18 protein-coding genes are annotated in these 17,281 nt (G+C 55.4%); 3 read left to right on the top strand and 15 right to left on the bottom strand.

Annotation, left to right across the window (positions count from 1 at the left end; genetic code table 11):
• Positions 1-71: 71 nt before the first annotated feature.
• Positions 72-1,973, top strand: coding sequence for an ATP-dependent protease LonB (lonB, locus tag A3L12_RS05520; RefSeq protein WP_088882689.1), 1,902 nt, complete (start codon positions 72-74; stop codon positions 1,971-1,973).
• Between the two features lie 11 nt (positions 1,974-1,984).
• Here the strand turns inward: lonB and A3L12_RS05515 are convergent, their stop codons facing one another.
• The 10 genes from A3L12_RS05515 to A3L12_RS05475 all read right to left on the bottom strand — a co-directional run bounded on the left by A3L12_RS05515 (position 1,985) and on the right by A3L12_RS05475 (position 11,700).
• Positions 1,985-2,434, bottom strand: coding sequence for a hydrogenase maturation protease (locus A3L12_RS05515; RefSeq protein WP_088882688.1), 450 nt, complete (start codon positions 2,432-2,434; stop codon positions 1,985-1,987).
• Between the two features lie 29 nt (positions 2,435-2,463).
• The gene (locus A3L12_RS05510) at positions 2,464-3,747 is read right to left on the bottom strand and encodes a Ni/Fe hydrogenase subunit alpha (RefSeq protein ID WP_088882687.1); all 1,284 of its coding nucleotides are present in this window, start codon (positions 3,745-3,747) and stop codon (positions 2,464-2,466) included.
• Positions 3,744-4,529, bottom strand: coding sequence for an NADPH-dependent hydrogenase/sulfhydrogenase 1 subunit delta (gene hydD / locus A3L12_RS05505; RefSeq protein ID WP_088882686.1), 786 nt, complete (start codon positions 4,527-4,529; stop codon positions 3,744-3,746). The genes A3L12_RS05510 and hydD overlap by 4 nt, the downstream gene beginning before the upstream one ends.
• A 10-nt stretch (positions 4,530-4,539) precedes the next feature.
• Positions 4,540-5,427, bottom strand: coding sequence for a hydrogenase subunit gamma (locus A3L12_RS05500; protein WP_088882685.1), 888 nt, complete (start codon positions 5,425-5,427; stop codon positions 4,540-4,542).
• A complete protein-coding gene (locus A3L12_RS05495) occupies positions 5,424-6,524 on the bottom strand; it encodes a 4Fe-4S dicluster domain-containing protein (protein WP_088882684.1) in 1,101 nt (366 codons plus the stop codon). Before A3L12_RS05495 ends, A3L12_RS05500 begins: the two co-directional genes overlap by 4 nt.
• 159 nt (positions 6,525-6,683) lie before the next feature.
• Positions 6,684-6,854 (bottom strand): hypothetical protein, encoded by a 171-nt coding sequence (locus A3L12_RS08360; protein ID WP_198300028.1) that lies wholly within the window; start codon positions 6,852-6,854, stop codon positions 6,684-6,686.
• A 47-nt stretch (positions 6,855-6,901) separates the two neighbouring features.
• On the bottom strand, positions 6,902-8,008 hold the full coding sequence (locus tag A3L12_RS05490; protein WP_088882683.1) for an ABC transporter substrate-binding protein: 1,107 nt from the start codon (positions 8,006-8,008) through the stop codon (positions 6,902-6,904).
• Between the two features lie 145 nt (positions 8,009-8,153).
• Positions 8,154-8,717 carry a CBS domain-containing protein gene (locus A3L12_RS05485; RefSeq protein WP_088882682.1) on the bottom strand — a complete coding sequence of 188 codons (564 nt, stop codon included), beginning with the start codon at positions 8,715-8,717 and terminating at the stop codon, positions 8,154-8,156.
• A gap of 258 nt (positions 8,718-8,975) precedes the next feature.
• The gene (locus A3L12_RS05480; RefSeq protein ID WP_088882681.1) at positions 8,976-9,845 is read right to left on the bottom strand and encodes a DMT family transporter; all 870 of its coding nucleotides are present in this window, start codon (positions 9,843-9,845) and stop codon (positions 8,976-8,978) included.
• 163 nt (positions 9,846-10,008) lie between these two features.
• Complete coding sequence (locus A3L12_RS05475) at positions 10,009-11,700, bottom strand: hypothetical protein (RefSeq protein WP_335755171.1); 1,692 nt, start codon at positions 11,698-11,700, stop codon at positions 10,009-10,011.
• 102 nt (positions 11,701-11,802) lie between these two features.
• Between A3L12_RS05475 and A3L12_RS05470 the strand changes: the two genes are divergently transcribed.
• Positions 11,803-13,266, top strand: coding sequence for a DHH family phosphoesterase (locus tag A3L12_RS05470; RefSeq protein WP_088882679.1), 1,464 nt, complete (start codon positions 11,803-11,805; stop codon positions 13,264-13,266).
• Here the strand turns inward: A3L12_RS05470 and A3L12_RS05465 are convergent, their stop codons facing one another.
• The 5 genes from A3L12_RS05465 to A3L12_RS05445 are packed head-to-tail and all read right to left on the bottom strand — an operon-like array spanning position 13,267 to position 15,868.
• Positions 13,267-13,473: a PRC-barrel domain-containing protein gene (locus tag A3L12_RS05465; RefSeq protein WP_088882678.1), complete on the bottom strand. Its 207-nt coding sequence runs from the start codon at positions 13,471-13,473 to the stop codon at positions 13,267-13,269.
• 41 nt (positions 13,474-13,514) lie between these two features.
• Positions 13,515-14,033, bottom strand: a complete 519-nt coding sequence (locus tag A3L12_RS05460) for a hypothetical protein (RefSeq protein WP_232462869.1) — start codon at positions 14,031-14,033, stop codon at positions 13,515-13,517.
• Positions 14,033-14,668 carry a DUF120 domain-containing protein gene (locus tag A3L12_RS05455; RefSeq protein WP_088882676.1) on the bottom strand — a complete coding sequence of 212 codons (636 nt, stop codon included), beginning with the start codon at positions 14,666-14,668 and terminating at the stop codon, positions 14,033-14,035. Before A3L12_RS05455 ends, A3L12_RS05460 begins: the two co-directional genes overlap by 1 nt.
• Positions 14,665-15,249 (bottom strand): endonuclease V, encoded by a 585-nt coding sequence (locus A3L12_RS05450; protein WP_088882675.1) that lies wholly within the window; start codon positions 15,247-15,249, stop codon positions 14,665-14,667. The genes A3L12_RS05455 and A3L12_RS05450 overlap by 4 nt, the downstream gene beginning before the upstream one ends.
• Complete coding sequence (locus A3L12_RS05445; RefSeq protein ID WP_088882674.1) at positions 15,218-15,868, bottom strand: haloacid dehalogenase; 651 nt, start codon at positions 15,866-15,868, stop codon at positions 15,218-15,220. The genes A3L12_RS05450 and A3L12_RS05445 overlap by 32 nt, the downstream gene beginning before the upstream one ends.
• A 181-nt stretch (positions 15,869-16,049) precedes the next feature.
• On the opposite strand from A3L12_RS05445, the gene A3L12_RS05440 reads away from it, so the two are divergent.
• The gene (locus tag A3L12_RS05440) at positions 16,050-17,267 is read left to right on the top strand and encodes a methionine adenosyltransferase (protein ID WP_088882673.1); all 1,218 of its coding nucleotides are present in this window, start codon (positions 16,050-16,052) and stop codon (positions 17,265-17,267) included.
• Positions 17,268-17,281 lie beyond the last annotated feature (14 nt).

Raw genomic sequence — 17,281 nt, 5'->3', positions numbered from 1 at the left:
TCCGCCACCTCAAAAAAGTTATAAATCCCCCCGCCATCTCACGATCAGAGGGATGAAGAGAGGGAAAGAAGATGGGGGAAGAGAACGTCAGTAAGGAAGTGACCCCCGTGGAATACGGAGAGAGAATCGAGCTGGGGATAGAGTTCACCACAACCGAGGATATAAGGGTCCCCGATAAGCTCATAGATCAGGTCATAGGACAGGATCATGCGGTTGAGGTTATAAAAACGGCCGCAAACCAGAAAAGGCACGTCTTGCTCATCGGTGAACCGGGAACCGGCAAGTCAATGCTCGGTCAGGCCATGGCCGAGCTCCTTCCCACCGAAAACCTCGAGGATATACTCGTCTTTCCAAATCCCGAAGACGAAAACATGCCCCGGATAAAGACCGTTCCTGCATGTAATGGGAAAAGGATAGTTGAAAGGTACCGTGAAAAGGCCAAGAATCAGGAGAACACAAAATCATACCTGCTCCTCTTCGTTGTTTTCACCGTGGTGCTGGCCGTCTTAATGGCAAGAACCCCCGAGATCCTCCTCATGGGACTCTTCGTCATACTGCTCAGCATAATGGTAATCTCCAACATGAGGTTCAAAAATCAGGCCCTCGTTCCAAAACTCCTCGTGGACAACTGCGGGAGGAATAAGGCGCCCTTCGTTGATGCCACGGGCGCTCATGCGGGTGCGCTCCTTGGGGACGTACGCCACGACCCTTTCCAGAGCGGCGGTCTTGGAACGCCGGCCCACGAGAGGGTTGAGCCCGGCATGATACACCGCGCCCACAGGGGCGTCCTCTTCATAGACGAGATCGCCACCCTCGACATAAAGATGCAGCAGAGCCTCCTTACGGCTATGCAGGAGAAGAAGATGCCCATAACCGGCCAGAGCGAGCTCTCAAGCGGTGCTATGGTAAGAACGGAACCCGTTCCCTGCGACTTCATCCTAGTTGCTGCGGGCAATCTGGATACGGTCGACAAGATGCATCCCGCGCTTCGCTCCCGTATCAGGGGGTACGGTTACGAGGTGTACATGCGCACCACGATGCCGGACACGCTCGAAAACAGGAAAAAGCTCGTCCAGTTCGTTGCTCAGGAGGTAAAGCGCGACGGCAAGATCCCGCACTTCACGCGCGAGGCCGTTGAGGAGATAGTACGCGAGGCCCAGAAGCGCGCCGGGAGGAAGGGGCACCTGACGCTCCGTCTCCGTGACCTTGGCGGCATCGTGAGGGCAGCAGGGGACATAGCGGTGAAAAAGGGCAGGAAGTACGTGGAGCGGGAGGACGTTCTCGAGGCCATAAGGATGGCGAAACCCCTCGAGAAGCAGCTTGCGGATTGGTACATTGAGAACAAGAAGGAGTATCAGGTTATCAAGACCGAGGGAAGCGAGATTGGCCGCGTCAACGGACTGGCCGTCATAGGTGAACAGAGCGGTATAGTGCTCCCGATAGAGGCGGTTGTTGCCCCCGCCGCCAGCAGGGAGGAGGGCAGGATCATAGTCACGGGAAAGCTCGGCGAGATAGCGAAGGAGGCCGTTCAGAACGTCTCGGCGATAATCAAGCGCTACAAGGGGGAGGACATAAGCAGGTACGACATACACGTTCAGTTCCTTCAGACGTACGAGGGCGTCGAAGGAGACAGCGCGAGCATAAGCGTGGCAACTGCAGTTATATCCGCCCTCGAGGGAATCCCGATAAGGCAGGACGTGGCGATGACCGGCTCTTTGAGCGTCAGGGGGGAGGTGCTCCCGATAGGCGGCGCAACCCCGAAGATAGAAGCCGCCATAGAGGCGGGCATAAAGACCGTGATAATACCCCGGAGCAACGAAAAGGACGTGTTCCTGAGCAGGGATAAGGCGGAGAGGATAAGGATTGTCCCCGTGGACACCATAGACGAGGTTCTCGAGGTAGCCCTCGAGGAGGGCGATGAGAAGAGGGAGCTCCTCAAACGCGTGAGGGAGGCCCTCCCGCTTTTCGCCTGATTTTCGAGGGTTCAGTTTTTACACAATTCTTCAACGAGTTCGACAGCTTTACTCAGGCCCTTTTCCACCTCCCTGCTGAGCTCAGTCCCGAGGCCTATCTCCTTCACAACGACGCCGATGAAGTGGACATCAACCATAGAAAGGCGTTCGTCGAGCAACATCAAAAGCCTAAGCCCGTCTATGGCACCCATGAAATGGGCGCTTCTTATTTCACCCCTGAGTTTCTCGAATATCTCATCCCCCCGAAGGTGAATCACCTCCCCGGGTTCCAGTTCGCTGCTCAGGACGGCATCGATTATTACGATCCTCCCTTCCCCCCCGTAATAGCTCGAGAGCCTGAAGATGTCGGTGCCCACCTCGAGAACGTTGTAACCTTTTTCAAGCAGTATTCTACCCACTTTAATGCCCACCCCGTCGTCCTTCATCAGCTCGTTACCGAGGGCAAGGACGAGCGTTTCCACAGGACCACCGCCCTGAATTGAAAAAAAAGTTAGAGCCTCGCCACGTGGACGGAACAGGAGATGCACGGATCGTAGGCCCTTACCACCATCTCCGCAAGGAGCTTGAGCCTCTCAGGATCGTCCCTGTAGTGTTTCTCCGCCATCATCCTGACGTGCCTCTCCATCATGGCGAGGTTAAAGGCGGTCGGCGTTATTATATCGGCGTAGGCAACCCTTCCTTCCTCGACCTTCAGGGCGTAAACGAGCACCCCGCGGGGGGCTTCCGTGGTGGAGACGCCGAAACCGTCCTTCACCTCGACGTTATCCCTCGGTCTCACAGGCCACTTTGCAAGGACCTCATCTATCAGGTCGATGGCCCTCTCTGTGAAGTAAACCAGCTCGAGGGCCTGAGCGAGGTTGTTGGAAAAGGGATTGGTGGGCCTTAAAAGGTCCCTGTGGCTCTCGTAGAGCTCCTTTGCCCTTCCGTAAAGCCTTTCATGGTTGTTGACCACCCTCGATATGCTCCCCACCATAAAGGGTTTTCCGTGGTAGTGGGAGTGCTTGGCAAAGCTGTGCTCCACCACAAACTCCCTTATGTGCTTTCTGTAATCCTCGCTCGGAAACTCGTTCCCATCGCTGGCCTTTAATCTATCCCCGTACACGCTGTACTCCCCGCGGGGCTTCACCGAGAGGTGGGTTATCGGTCCTTCGACTTCTTCATAAGATTCCAGCTTGCTGAAAAGCTCAAAGGTGTATTCCGCCTTTGGGAGTGCCTCCTTAAGCCTCTCCTCCAATTTCTCCAGCGTGAATCTGTCCGGAAGTTTTCCAAAGCCCCCGAGGACGACGTTCTCCTGATGTATCGCCCTCGAACCGAGTTCGTCCATGATGGCACTGCCGAGGTTCTTAAGCTCGAGGGCTATGCCTATCTCCTTCCTGTACCTATCGGCCATGTCGAATGGGTTCGAGTAGCCGGCGTAATCCGGCAGCACGAGGAGGTAAAGGTGAAGGGCGTGGCTCTCTATCACGTCACCTATGTAGAGAACCTCCCTCAGGGCCTGAATTTCCTCCCTTGGGGTAAAGCCGACGGCCTTCTCAGCCGCCTCGACGGCGGTGAGTTTATGGGATGCCGCACAGAAGGAGCATATCCTGGGATAAACCGCCAGAGCCTCCTCGAGTTTCTTGCCAATGGTTATGGCCTCGAAGAACCTCGGACCCTCGATGATCTCGAGCTTAACCTCCTTAACCCCATCCTCCCCCACGAGTATCTTCACGCCGCTCTTTCCCTCAATGCGCGCCACGTGATCGATGGTTATAGGAAGGTAAACGTTCTTCATTTTTCCACCTCCCTGAACATGCTCCCGACCATCTCCTCAATCCGGGGGTTGTGACCGTTGAAGATCTTCATCCTCTCGATTATCTCCTCCTTTGTGAGGCCTTTCTCCTTCAGGGTTTGCGCGAGCGAATCGAAGTAGGCAACGTCGTAACCTATGGCCCCCCTGCAACCTATGCAGGCTATCCCGTAGCCCGGACACCTCGCGTCACAGCCCGCCCTCGTTACGGGGCCGAGGCAGGGCTCACCCTTCTCTATAAGCACGCAGGAATTGCCCCTCAGCCTGCATTCAAGACATACGGGATAGTCTATGTCCTCGGGCCAGGAGCCTATGAGGAGCGTCCCAATGGTGTAGATGAAGTCCTTCTTCTCCGGTGGACAGCCGTAGATCCTGTAATCGACCTTGATGAAGTTCTCGACGGGTTCGGCCTTCCTCGGCCGGAACTTAACGGTTGCATCCCCGTAAACGGTCTTCCAGAGTTCTTCGAGCGGTTTATCGTCCCAGCTCTGAACACCGCCCTGGGTGGCACAGGCACCGACGGCAACGACGGTTTTAGCGTTCTCCCGGATTTTCTTCACGAGCTCAACCTCTTCCTCCGTTGAAACGCTTCCCTCGATGAAGGCTATATCCACGGGCTCATCCTCCCTGCTGTTCCTGTCAACCATGTACCAGCAGACGAGCTCAACCCCGGGAAGCAGGCTTAGTATCTCGTCCATCATGGCGAACTGAAGCTGACAGCCGTAGCATGAGGTTAGAGCATAAAATCCGATCCTGATCTTTCCCATACCGACCACCTCAGTCGAGTAAACCCGGAGTTGACACTATGTCGAAGTAGGTGAAGACCGGCCCGTCCCTGCAGACGTACTTCCAGCTGGTGCTCGTTCCAACGTTGCAGTGGCCGCATTTTCCTATCCCGCACTTCATCTTCCTCTCGAGCGTGACAAAGATGTTCTCCGGGCGGTAACCGTAGTTTATGAGGTGCTCAAAGACCGACCTGTACATTCTCGGGGGGCCGCAGATCGCCACGGCCGTCTTCTTCGGGTCGGTGTTGGCTTCGGCAATGAACTTCTGAGGCCTTCCGTGACGCCCGGGCCAGTCGGGGTCCCTCGTCACGCTCTGGATTATCCTAACGTTCTCCGCCTCGGCCATGTCTTTCATGGCCTCGAGTTCCCTGTAGAAGAGCAGATCTTTGCCGTAACGGGCGGTGTTGATGAAGGTTATGTTGCCGTACCTCCAGCGGTGGTCCATGGCGTAAAGGAACACACTTCTCAGGGGTGCCGTTCCGAGACCCGCGGCTATGAGGAGCAGATCCATGCCCTCCCACTCATCGACCGGGAAGCCGTTCCCGTAAGGTCCCCTGACGAGAACTCTATCATTGGGTTTAAGCCTGTGTATTACCGTCGTAACTCTACCGGCCTTCCTGATGCACAGCTCGAAGAAACCCCTTCTCATGGGGGACGAGCACAAGCTTATCGGCACCTCACCCACACCGGGTACGGTGAGCTGGACGAACTGTCCCGGCCTGAACGTCCAGCTTTCGGCCAGCTGTGGATCCTCGAATCGAAAGAGGAATAGCTTTTCCTTATCGGTCAGGGGGTAAATCCTAAGCACCTTGGCCCTGTGGAGGGAGTAGGGGTTATCGTTGGGCATCAGAATCTCCTTCGGCAGGTTAAGCTCCTTCATAACCCATCACCCCGAGTCTTAACGTATGCAAACCCCTTTTTCGGTATCTCCCCAGATATCCGGGGTGGGCAGCACACCTCCGTGTAGCCGGCTATCTTTCTGAGGTTCTCAAGGAAGTTTATCCCGGCCGGGCAGAAGTAGGTGCACCTCCCACAGCCAACGCAGAAGCTAATCCCCAGCTTCTCGTTGAGGGACATCTTGCACAGGTATCTGTTCATAAAGCGGGCTTTTTTGGTTGGTCTGAAGTTGTGGCCGCCGGCAACGAGTCCATGGCTCCGGAACTGGCACGAGTCCCAGCGTCTCTCACGATAGCCGCTCCTCCCGTCTATGCTCACAACGTCCTGAACCTCGTAGCAGCGACACGTCGGACAGGTGGTGGTGCAGTTCCCGCAGGCGAAGCACTTTTTCGCTTCCTCTTCCCATAGGGGATGTTCTGCTTCCAGCTCGAGGAGGTAACGGATGTCGTCCCATTCCTCATGGTATCTGAAGGCACGAGCCCTCCTTCCCTCAAAATCCCTGAAGTTGCAGACGTCATCCCTGGTAACTTCCTCGAAGAGTTCTATGTTCCCATCAACGATTTCATGACCCCTTCTGCTCCCGACCCTGATGAGCCATCCGTCCGGAAGCTCGTGAAGGAAGAGGTCGAAGCCATCCTGAGCGAAATCCGTCCCCACAAGGTTACAGAAGCAGTATTCGTCCGGCATACAGCTTAGTCCTATGATTACGCTCTTCTCCCGCCTCATTTTGTAGTACTTGTCGGGGAACTCATCGAGGTAAACGCTATCCAGTATCTTGAGGCCATGGATGTCGCAGGAATGCAGGCCGAAAATAACCAGAGGCTCGACTTCAGGCACGTTTTCCCTGTATTCGTTCTTTTCAAGGTTGAACTCGAACATCTTCTCCCTTGGGGGTAAGAAGAACTTCTTTGGAGGCATGAGGGTTCTGACGTAGTCAAACTCCACTTTCCTAACATCATCTATTTCCCTGAAGTCGTAAAACTTCTCAGAGACCTTCACAGGGCCGTAGAGCTTCCCGAAGCTTTTCAGACGTTCCAGGAACTCGTAAGTGTTTTCCCGGGAAAGCTTAACATACCTCACCGGCTCACCTCCCAATGATCACATATATTCACATGCTCATCTTTATCCTTCAACCTAACCTGCTCGCCCGCCTAAAAAAAACGTTTTTAAACCCAAAAATTCTAAACCAAAGGTTTCACTCCTTTTTTGTTTCCGAAAAGGGACGGAAGAGAAAATCGCCTATTTCCTCAGCTTCCCCTCGAGGCGGAGGTAGAGGAAGAGCATTATCATGATTATCGTGATGTAGTAGCTGAGCTCGAAGGGAAGAACCCCCACTATTCCAAGGGTGTAAATCAGGGCAAGGATCAGAACTATCACCAGAAGAACCCGGTAGAAGGTCCTCCGTTCCATACCATCACCACGGGAACTTCCCCGGATCCCTTTAAAAAATAAAGGGTTCAGCCCCCGGCGGAGGCCGTGGCGTTGCAGGTTAGCGGCTGGAAGGTATAGTTGAACGCCTCGGGATGGAGGTAGGTGGCGATCTCCCGGAGGCCGTACACTATCCTCGGCCCCGGTCTGGAGACGAGGTTCTCGTCGCTTATGGTAAAGACCCTGCCCTCCTTTAGGGCCTTCGTGTCGACAAGCGGGGTGTTGCAGAGTTCCTCGGCCGTTATGCCCCCGGAGGAGAGGATTATGACCTCGGGGTCCCTCTCGAGGACCTGCTCCATGCTAACCTGAGCCCAGCCGTTCACGTCGTGGAACACGTTCTCGCCGCCGGCGAGCCTTATGAGGTCGTCCTGAAACGTGCCGTTCCCGGGAACCCAGATGGGATTCCACCACGTTATGAACAGCACCTTCGGTTTTGGCTCTCCAGCCACCATTGAGGTAACGTAATCCACCTCCGCCTTCATGTCGGCAACGACCCGTCTGGCCTCCTCCTCGCTGTTGGTGATCTTTCCGAGGAGCTCAATCGAGCGGTAGATGTCCGTTATGTTCTTTGGATCGATTATGACCACAGGGGCTATTTTTTCGAGGTCCTCCAGTATGGACATCGAGTAACCGTCCGCAAGTATAAGGTCCGGGTTGAGGGAAGCTATGATCTCCAAGTTAGCGTACTTACCGTAACCGCCAACACGGGTGATGTTGGCAACGGCCGGCGGAAAATCGGCCCACTTCGTGACACCGACCACCGAACCCAGCTGACCGATGTAGTAGAGATCCTCGGTTATGGACGGTGCGAGGCTCACGATGCGCTCGGGTTTCTTTTCGATGGTCACGGTTCTGTTCGCGAAATCCCTGATCTCAATTGGATACCCCGTTTCCAGTTCCGCGGAGGTGGTCGAGGTTATGCTGGAGGACTCTGTCGGACTCGTTGATGTGGTTGTTCCAGAAGATCCTGTCGAGCTCGTTGAGGTAGTTGTCCCGGAAGACTCTGTCGGGCTATTTGAGGTGGTTGCCGGTGAAGAAGTCGACGTTTCCGTCGTTGCCTTTTCTCCGCCAATACATCCAGCGGCCACTACCGCACCGAGCAGGAGGAGCACGAGCAAAAGGGCGGTTCTCTTCATTGCGCATCACCACCGGATTATTTATCCATAACTGCTCGGGTTTCGGGTATATAAATCTATTGGATATTTTGACCAGAGGAGGTTCCAGAGGGGAAGGATTAACGCTCCCATTGAGGCTTAAATCAGGCGGTTTCAGAAAGATGGGCTACTTTCCGAGCCTGAAGATGTCCACCCGGGTTATTATCCCGACGATCTTTCCCCTCCTGTCCTGAACCAGAACCGCGGGATGTTCCTCGAGTAGGTACTTGACGATCTCAAGCTCATCGTTCTCGTTCACTATGGGAAAGGGATCCGCCATGACCTCCATGACCTTCCGATCGTATATGTCCTCGTACTCGAGGCTTTGTCTGACCAGCGTCCGTTCCGTTACAGAACCGACGACCTTGTTGCCCGAGATGACCGGTATCTGGGAGATGTTGTGCTCGTTCATTATCCTTATGACCTTCTCAACCACATCGTAGGGCTTGACGGAGATGACGGGGGAGGACATAACGTCTCTGGCCTTAAACCGGGCCCGCTTGCACTCGAGGAGGGCCTGAAGGATGCGGTTAAAGGTGGAGAGCCTCGGATCAACCTTTCCGATTTCGAGTTTGGCTATGTATGCCTGAGTTACCCCGGCCTTCTTCGCGAGCTCTTCCTGAGTCATGCCGAGCTCCTTCCTTATTCGCCTCACCACCCGGGGATCAACGGGGTGGGGTATGATCACCATCAATAACCACCGGTTATTTAATCTTCCCCGGGGTTATAAACCTTCCTCAAAAGGAGATCGAAATGTGGGCCGGGTACAGAGGCCCGCGTTCATTGATCACACGGGTGGATGCTCCCGGCCCTGTGAGCCCGGCGTGAGCACTCTCCGCTCACAAATCCGTACCTCACGGAGGCGGGTTGACCGGGCCCGTGCGAGGAGACGATTGTCCCCCCGCTGTCGGCGTGTTTACCTACGCGCTGGAACTTAAAAACCTGAGCCTCATCCCGTCGAGATCAGCACCACGCCGAGAACAGCAAGCAGGAGACCTTCGAGTATCTTCCTGCTCGGGGATTCCTTCAGGAAAACCACCGCCAGCGCGGAGGAGATGACGGGATTTATCGCCGAGATGGGTGCCGCCATCTGGGAACCCAAAAGGTTCACGGAGTAGACAAAGAGGTACTGCCCTATGAAGAGCCCAAAAAACGCTGCACCGAAGAGTACAGCCATCTCCTCCTTCGTAAGACTCGAGAGCTCTTCACCGAACCTTGGAAGGAGGAAGGTAATACCAAGGGCCGCCATCATCATCCTCAACCCGGCCAGTGTGAGAACATCTATGTATCCGGTAAGCCAGTCCATGGTGAGTATGGCGAGACTCCATGATATCGGGGCAAGCAGGGCGAAGATAAAGGCCTTTCCATTGACGTGCTCTTCCTCTTCCCCCTTCCTCACGAGGACTATGGCTCCGAAGATCAAAAGGGCACCCACGATTACCCGAGGGCTTACTTCCCTGCCGAGGAAGAGAACGGCCCACAGTATGGTCCAGAGGGGATACGTGGACGTTACAGGTACCGTCCTCGAAACGCCGGCCATTTTGAGGGCGTTGAAGTAGAAGTAATCGCCCACAACGAAGCCCAGCTGTCCGGAGACGAAGGCCACGATAAGGAGCTCAAGCGGGAGGGATTCCAGAATGGAAAACCTCCCCTCGATCAGGAAGACGATTCCAAAGAGGGCGGAGACGATGTACAGTCGCACTATGTTAACGGCTATAGGGCTTTTATTCCTCATCCCTATCTTTATGAGAATCGTGGCGAGGGCCCACGAGAAAGCCGAGGTGAGGGCTGCGGTGATTCCGATAATCAGGCCGTTCATGTTGAACCGGGGTACCGCTCAGTTTAAAAACTTAGCGTTTCGATAATAGACGAATAGCCCGGGGAATAGGGTTAAATACCCCCGGAGCCATGGAAGAAGGAGTGATGAGCCAGGCAGGGCTGACGTAAGGATGATGACGATCTTGAGTGCTGAGGATAAAAAATCAGCGGAGGATCACGTTGAGCTTCCTCAGTTTTATCTTTACCCCGTATTCTCTGGAAACCTCCCGAATGATCCTCATTACCGTCTCTTTGATATCCTTCTTTAACCTGTCGTCTGAGACCCCTGAGAAGGACCCGAAGAGTCCACCCGTCTCCTCCCTCATGAAACTGGCCTCAACGTCAACTATCACTTCGGAACCCTTCACCTCGTGGTTCATCTTGAACCATTTAAACGTAACCCTCGGTATGAGCTTCATCTCAGCGTTAATCCTTGTCTTCAACCTCTCAATGGCCGGCTCTATGCGGCTTTTGAGGAAAGTCTCCTGGGTTTCCTTTTTCTTCTCCTCCGTGAGGGGAGATAGCTCGTCTATCCCCGCCTGCTTGAGCAGTTTCTCCACCTCCTTCTCGAGGTCCTCCTTCTTAATCAGAACTTCCGCGGCCTTTCCCGAGCTCACCACGGGGCTACGGGCCACTCCCCGGGCTGTGGGAGTTATGACCTCAACGTCAACGTTGTGGACGGTTATGTAACGGTTTATGGATCTTCCGAGCTCTCTGGCGTGCCTCGTGAGGGTATCCCTGATTAACTTCTCCACGTCCTCCTTCCCGGACTCAACGACCACTGAGAGGTTGATCTCGAACTCCCTTCTCCCCCTGACGTCAAAGTGAGCCCTTTTGATCTTTAAACCCGCCCCCCTGAGTTCCGTGATGACGGTTTTCGCGTAGGCGCTGAAATAGGGCCAGACATCCTCAAGAACAGAAAGGGTTACACTTCCGTCCTTTGTGACGTTACCCTGTTTCTTTTTCTCCCTCTCCACGATCTCCTGGGGTTTGACCTCCTGACCATCAATGACGACACTCACATCCCGGAGTATGGGCTTAACATCGGCCTCCCTGAGGATAATCGGAGCGTACTTGCTCACGGCGTGGAGCATTCTCCTCTCGGCGATTTGTATATCCCCTGAGTCTCCGGTGGAGGTGCCGTATATGCGGACGTTTAGGTAAACCACCCCTTCCCCGGCGTTCGCTTCGAACTCGATCCTGCTGATGCTCAGGCCCCTGATTTTCCGGGATTCCTTGAGCAGTTCCTCAGCATACGCCTGAAACGCCCTCCTCGGAAGCTCGCCCCCGGTGAAGTTAACGATTATCTCGGGCTCCTTCGGGGGAGCCGGTTTCATGGTTTCCTTTTCGGGTTTTTGGACGGTTCCTCCGGCTAAAGCCGGTTTTTCCACCGCAGTTCTTTCAACTTTACTGGCGACGGTCTCTGAGAGGGACTTTTCCCCCACTTTCGTCGATCCTCCCGATTTCCCGAAGAGCTCGCTCAGGGGGATCTTTGGAGTCTGGACGTAGGCCTCAACGTTGTCCGCTATTGAAATCTTGATTTCCAGCTCATCGAGGGCATAGACGTCGATCACCATTGGGCTACCGAGCAGGGACCTCAACAGGTTTACCGCCTCTTCCCCCGTAAGGATTTGATCCTTATCCACAAGAAGGCATTCGGCCGCGAGTGCCTTCGAACGGTCGAGGAGCACCGTTATGTAGTACTTTCCAGACCGGTCCTTGGTGAATACCTTCAAGAAGACCCCGCTGCCCTTTGAAAGGGCCCTCTGGATGAGGTCTTCCAGTTCATCCGCCGAAGTGGCCACCAAGTTCTCAAAGAGTGGCTCCTTATTGGGAAGTTGCATAGCCACCACCATTAGCTATATATACCGCCGGCATTAAAGAACCCCTAATGAAATTTCACCGTCCCAGTATATCGGCGATCATATTTAAACATTACCGTGCAAAAGGTGAGGTAAATGCGGGTGCTGATACTCGGGGGGGGAACGTTGGGCCGTTTAATAGCCGAGTCCCTTAAAGGGGAGTTCGAGGTAACCATCGTTGAGAAGGATGAACTCCGGGCAAAGGCCCTCGAGGAGAGTGGCTTCCACGTTGTTCAGGGGGACTTTTCATACACGGCGACCCTGTTAAAGGCGGGCATAGACAGGACCGAGCTGGTAATAATAACCGTGATGGACGTTGGTACCCTGGGAAAAACCCTTTACGTGATAAGGAGCAACAACAAAGAGGTTCCTGTTCTCACGCTCCTTCCCGATGGTGTATCCCTCGACGAGCTGATAACCAGAATCCAAGACGAATTCGAGACGGAGGTAAAGATCGACTACGCGATCTCTCCCCGCAACGCCCTCAGGGATGCTGTGGTGAGAACTGTTGAAATGCTCGGGGAGAAGAAGAACGCGAACATGCTCGTCAAAAAGCTCAGGGAACTGAAGGAGAAGGGTGATTCCCTCCTCATAGTTACCCACGACAACCCGGACCCTGATTCCATAGCGAGTGCAACCGCCCTGAGTGCCATAGCCGAAACCCTCGGGCTCAGGACAAGGATAGTTTACGGCGGTGAAATAACCCACCACGAGAATAGGGCGTTCGTCAACCTGCTCGGTATAGAACTGAGGAAGGTATCCCGCGGGTCCTACGAGATCAAGCGCCACCCCTTTATAGCCATCGTGGACTGCCAGCCGAACGGAAACCTGACGGTGCTCGAGGAGGAGGACTACAGCAAGATACAGGTGGTGGTGGACCATCATCAGGTGTTCCAGCACCTCGAGGAAATCCTCCCCGGTGATGCCTTTCTGGACATAAGGCCCGAAGTGAACTCCTCCTCCGCGATACTGACCGAATACCTCCGCACTCTCAACATCCCCATCTCGCCGATCCTCGGAACGGCCCTCTTCTACGGGATATACATCGACACCAGAAAGTTCTCCAAGCTGAGCCACGTCGATCTGAAGGCTATAGACTTCCTCGCGGGAAAGGTGGATTACGACCTTCTCGACAAGATAGAGCACCCCGACATAAGCACGGAAACGGCCGAGATACTGGCCAGAGCGATAATGAACCGGCGCATCTACAAGAACGTCGTTATCAGCAACGTAGGGTTCATAACGAACAGGGACGCGATAGCCGAATCGGCGGACTTCCTCCTCCGCCTTGAGGGCATAACGACCGTCCTCGTCTTCGGAATCGTTGACGACAGGATAGAGATCTCCGCGAGGACCCGCGATGTGCGGGTTAACATAGGGGCGGTTCTGAAGGAAGCCTTCGAGGGAATCGGCAGTGGCGGTGGCCATTCCCAGTCGGGCGGTGCGAGGATCCCCCTGGGAATCTTCAAGCTTGCGAAGGACAAGGATTCACTGCTAAGACTGGCAGAAGAAGCCATAACCGAGAGGTTCCTCGAGGCCTTAAAAGTTAAAGAGGAGTGATCACTCCCGGGCCTTTACGAGGATTATGTCGCCTATCGCCGTGACCTTGTCGTAGGGAATCCCCACCTTCTCGCCGGGGAGGCCGAGGGCGAGCACCTTTCCCCTGCCCCGGTCTATCTCGATTAGAACCTCGTCCGTGTAGCCCACGTAGTAACCCTTGGTGTCGTATATCTGCTTCCCGTAGAGCTTTGAAAGGCGCATCACCATGAGCATCACCGGGTCCGGTTGTTGCCGGATGTATTTAAACGTTACCGCCGCGTGACGTTTCTGGCCGCGATGAACGCCCATCTCGCGAACACGCCGAAGAAGACCACTATCGCCCCCATGATTCCGGCGGTGAAGAGGCCCGCAATGGCCCCCTCAGAACCATGGAGTGATGGATAACCCCTGAAGGTCAGCATCGCAACGCCAAACCCACCCACGTAGGTCAGGGGGGCCAGAAACATGTCGAGGAAACAGCTGAACCCGGAGAGCATCATGAGGGCCATTACGACCGCAAGGAAAGCGTACATCCCGGCCGTCCCGATGTCAGTTACGGTCCAGAGGACTGCCAGAAGGCTCGTTGCGAGGAACCCCAGGAGGAACGCGAAAGGGGACGCCTGCATCTCCATAGGATACCTCACTCCAAGAAGGCCCCCGAGGAGCGTTCCGAGGTATATGAGGTACACGAAGTTCTCGTTTCCGGTTGCTGAGTAAAGGCCGACCGCTATGGCGAATCCCAAAAAGGCACCAACGCCGGCCCACGTGAGTACGGAAAGCCACCTCATCATCTCACGACCTGTATCCTTACCCTGCTCCCGTCTTTGAGTCCAAGCCTCTCCCTGAGGCACTCGGGAGCGATTACCTCGGCGATCTTCGGTGGATGGACGGTTCTGGAGGGTATCACAATGGCCCCCTCTACCCCCTCCACCCGAACGCGGTAGGCCTTAACGTCCCCGAAGGTCCTTCCGTTCCTCGTGAAGCCCGGCAGGATCACGGGCCTGACCTGACAGAGGGCATCGAAGATGGTCTTCGGGAACAGCACCTTAACGTTCAGCGTGCCGGGATAGGGTTCGAAGCCAAGGTACTCCTTTATCAGGGGAGCGTACTGTTTAACGTAGTATGCCCCTTCCCCCATTCCCGAAACGACCTCGCCGAGTACCAGGCCGTCGTAAAGCGTCTCCGAGATCGCATCGCAGAGTTTCTCCAGAAACGTCAATCCCTCGGGACTTATCCCAACGTACGTTTTTCTTCCGATTACGTCCCTTTCCACCAGTCCCTCCGATTCCATCTCATCAAGAAGCCTGAGGACGGACTGGGGGGACATCCCGAGCTCGCCGGCGAGCTCCCTCAGGGTCACCCTTACCATCCTGCCAGTGGCACCCCTCCGGGCGAGCAGTATGAGAGCCTGAACCTTCTTCATAACCTTCCCCTCTTGGACAGCTTATCGGCCATCTTCAAAGGCAGAGGATAACCTTCTTCGAGCAGTGGAGTTACGATCCTCACCGCCGATTCCAGATCGATTAAGTGCCCCACGCTTACATAAGCTTTTCCCACCCTTGCGAACCTCCCGCCCTCGACCCCCCTCAGGGGTCTCTTCGCCACCCCGATGGTCGGCTTCCCGAGGAGAAGCCCCACGTGAGAAGCCAGCCCGTAGCCGCGGGGATGGGCCCTTCCGTGTCCCTCAACGAGAAGAACATCGAAATCCCCCTCAACCGCGAGAAGGATCGGTCTCGTCTCCCTGAGGAAGAAGAACGTCGGGATGTAGGCGAAGGGAATCTCGGTCTCCACAACCCTCGTCTTAACCGGCCTGCAGTCCGGGTAGGAGCAGAGGACGAAGGATGCCCTCGCTCTACTGCCATAGGAAACGTCCACCGCGCCTACCGTGTGAACCTCCTCAGGTTTTAACGGCCTCTCCACTATCCTCCGGGCGAGCTTCAGCTGTATTCTGGCTATCCTCTCGAGCCTCTCCTCACGGATCACTGGACTGCTTGGCTTCCTCATCGACCATCCCCGACAGGGCTTCAAGCCTTTCCTCGAGCCTTCTGCTGAGCTTCGCCCTCGTAAGGTCCTCCAGAGTTCTCTCAAGCACGTGCCTTGCCGCATCCTGCTTCTGGCGGATGTTCACGAGGCCCTTGGGATACTCCAGCGTCATGAGGGCGTTGTAAACCTCCTCCATGAAGGCGTACACCTCCCCGGCCTCCCCGACCTTTCCATCCAGCAGGAGTATCAGAAAGTGCCTCCTCAGTTCGCCGATGAAGTCGCCGACTCCAAGGGCGTAATCGGCGTGTGGAACCCCGAGTTCATCGGGGGAGGGGAACTCCCCGCCGGTCATGTATGCGAAGAACAGAAGGGCCTCCACGAACTCCTGATGGGCGCTCTGGACGTAGCCCGTGAAGTATAAGTCCGGATGGTTCTTGAGCCTTTCTTTGAGCAGCTCAACCCTCTCCCGGGCCGAGTTTAGCTTTTCCTCCGCTTCCTTAAGCTCCCCGCGGTGGAGGGCTTTTACAACACTCCCGCTGAGCCTGACTATCTCACGGGTGAGCTTCAGGGCCTCCTCCCTGAGCTCCTCCTTTTCATCGAGAACCTCACGTATCTCGTCCACTATCTCCTCGAGCTTCATTGTCCCACCGCCGGGAGTTCAGTCCGGACCTTAAAAGGCCACCGCCACGAAGATCCTTCGGGAAAAATTTCCCCGATTCCGAATTTAATAACTCTTAGGAATATCAAAAGCCGGGTTTCATGCCGAAAGTTATATAAAAGGACCGACGTAGGTTCCCACACCGATCTACGAGGTGACGCTCATGGTTGAGAAGGTAAGGAACATAGTCGTTGAGGAGCTCGTAAGAACTCCCGTGGAGATGCAGAAGGTCGAACTCGTCGAGAGGAAGGGAATAGGCCACCCGGACAGCATAGCGGACGGCATAGCCGAGGCCGTCAGCAGGGCCCTCAGCAGGGAGTACATAAAGAGGTACGGCATAATACTCCACCACAACACCGATCAGGTCGAGGTCGTCGGCGGTGAAGCCTACCCCCGCTTCGGCGGAGGTGAGGTCGTCAAGCCGATATACATACTCCTCTCAGGAAGGGCCGTGGAGATAGTCGACCGCGAGCTCTTCCCGGTCCACGAGGTGGCCCTGAAGGCCGCCCGCGACTACCTCAGGAAGGCCGTCAGACACCTCGACCTCGAGAACCACGTTGTCATCGACTCCCGCATAGGTCAGGGAAGCGTGGACCTCGTTGGAGTGTTCAACAAGGCCCGGGAGAACCCGATTCCCCTCGCCAACGACACGAGCTTCGGCGTTGGTTACGCCCCCCTCAGTGAGACCGAGAGGATAACCCTTGAGATCGAGAAACTCCTCAACAGCGACGACTTCAAGAGGAAACACCCGGCAGTCGGGGAGGACATCAAGGTGATGGGTCTCAGGAAGGGTGACGAGATCGATGTAACCATAGCCGCGGCCATAGTGGACAGCGAGGTCACCACCCCGGAGGAGTACATGGCCGTCAAGGAGGCAATCTACGACGCCGCGAGGGGAGTAATCGAGGAGCACACCGAGAGGAAGGTCAACGTCTACGTGAACACGGCCGACGATCCGAAGAAGGGCATCTACTACATAACCGTCACCGGAACCAGCGCCGAGGCCGGGGACGACGGTAGCGTGGGCAGGGGCAACCGCGTTAACGGGCTGATCACCCCGAACAGGCACATGAGCATGGAAGCCGCAGCCGGAAAGAACCCGGTAAGCCACGTGGGGAAGATATACAACCTCCTCTCGATGCTCATAGCCAACGACATCGCCGAAGAGGTGGAGGGCGTCACCGAGGTTTACGTCAGGATACTCAGCCAGATAGGAAGGCCGATAGACGAGCCCCTTGTCGCGAGCATTCAGATCATCCCCGAGAAGGGCTACAGCATCGACAACCTGCAGAAGCCGGCCTACGAGATAGCGGACGCATGGCTCGCCGACATCACGAAGATACAGAAAATGATACTGGAAGACAGGCTGAACGTCTTCTGATGCCTTTCCTTTTC

It is taken from the genome of Thermococcus sp. P6, assembly GCF_002214525.1.
Classification (GTDB): Archaea; Methanobacteriota_B; Thermococci; order Thermococcales; family Thermococcaceae; genus Thermococcus.
The sequence above is the reverse complement of the archived record's forward strand: the minus strand, read 5'-3'. Positions and strand labels throughout refer to the sequence as shown.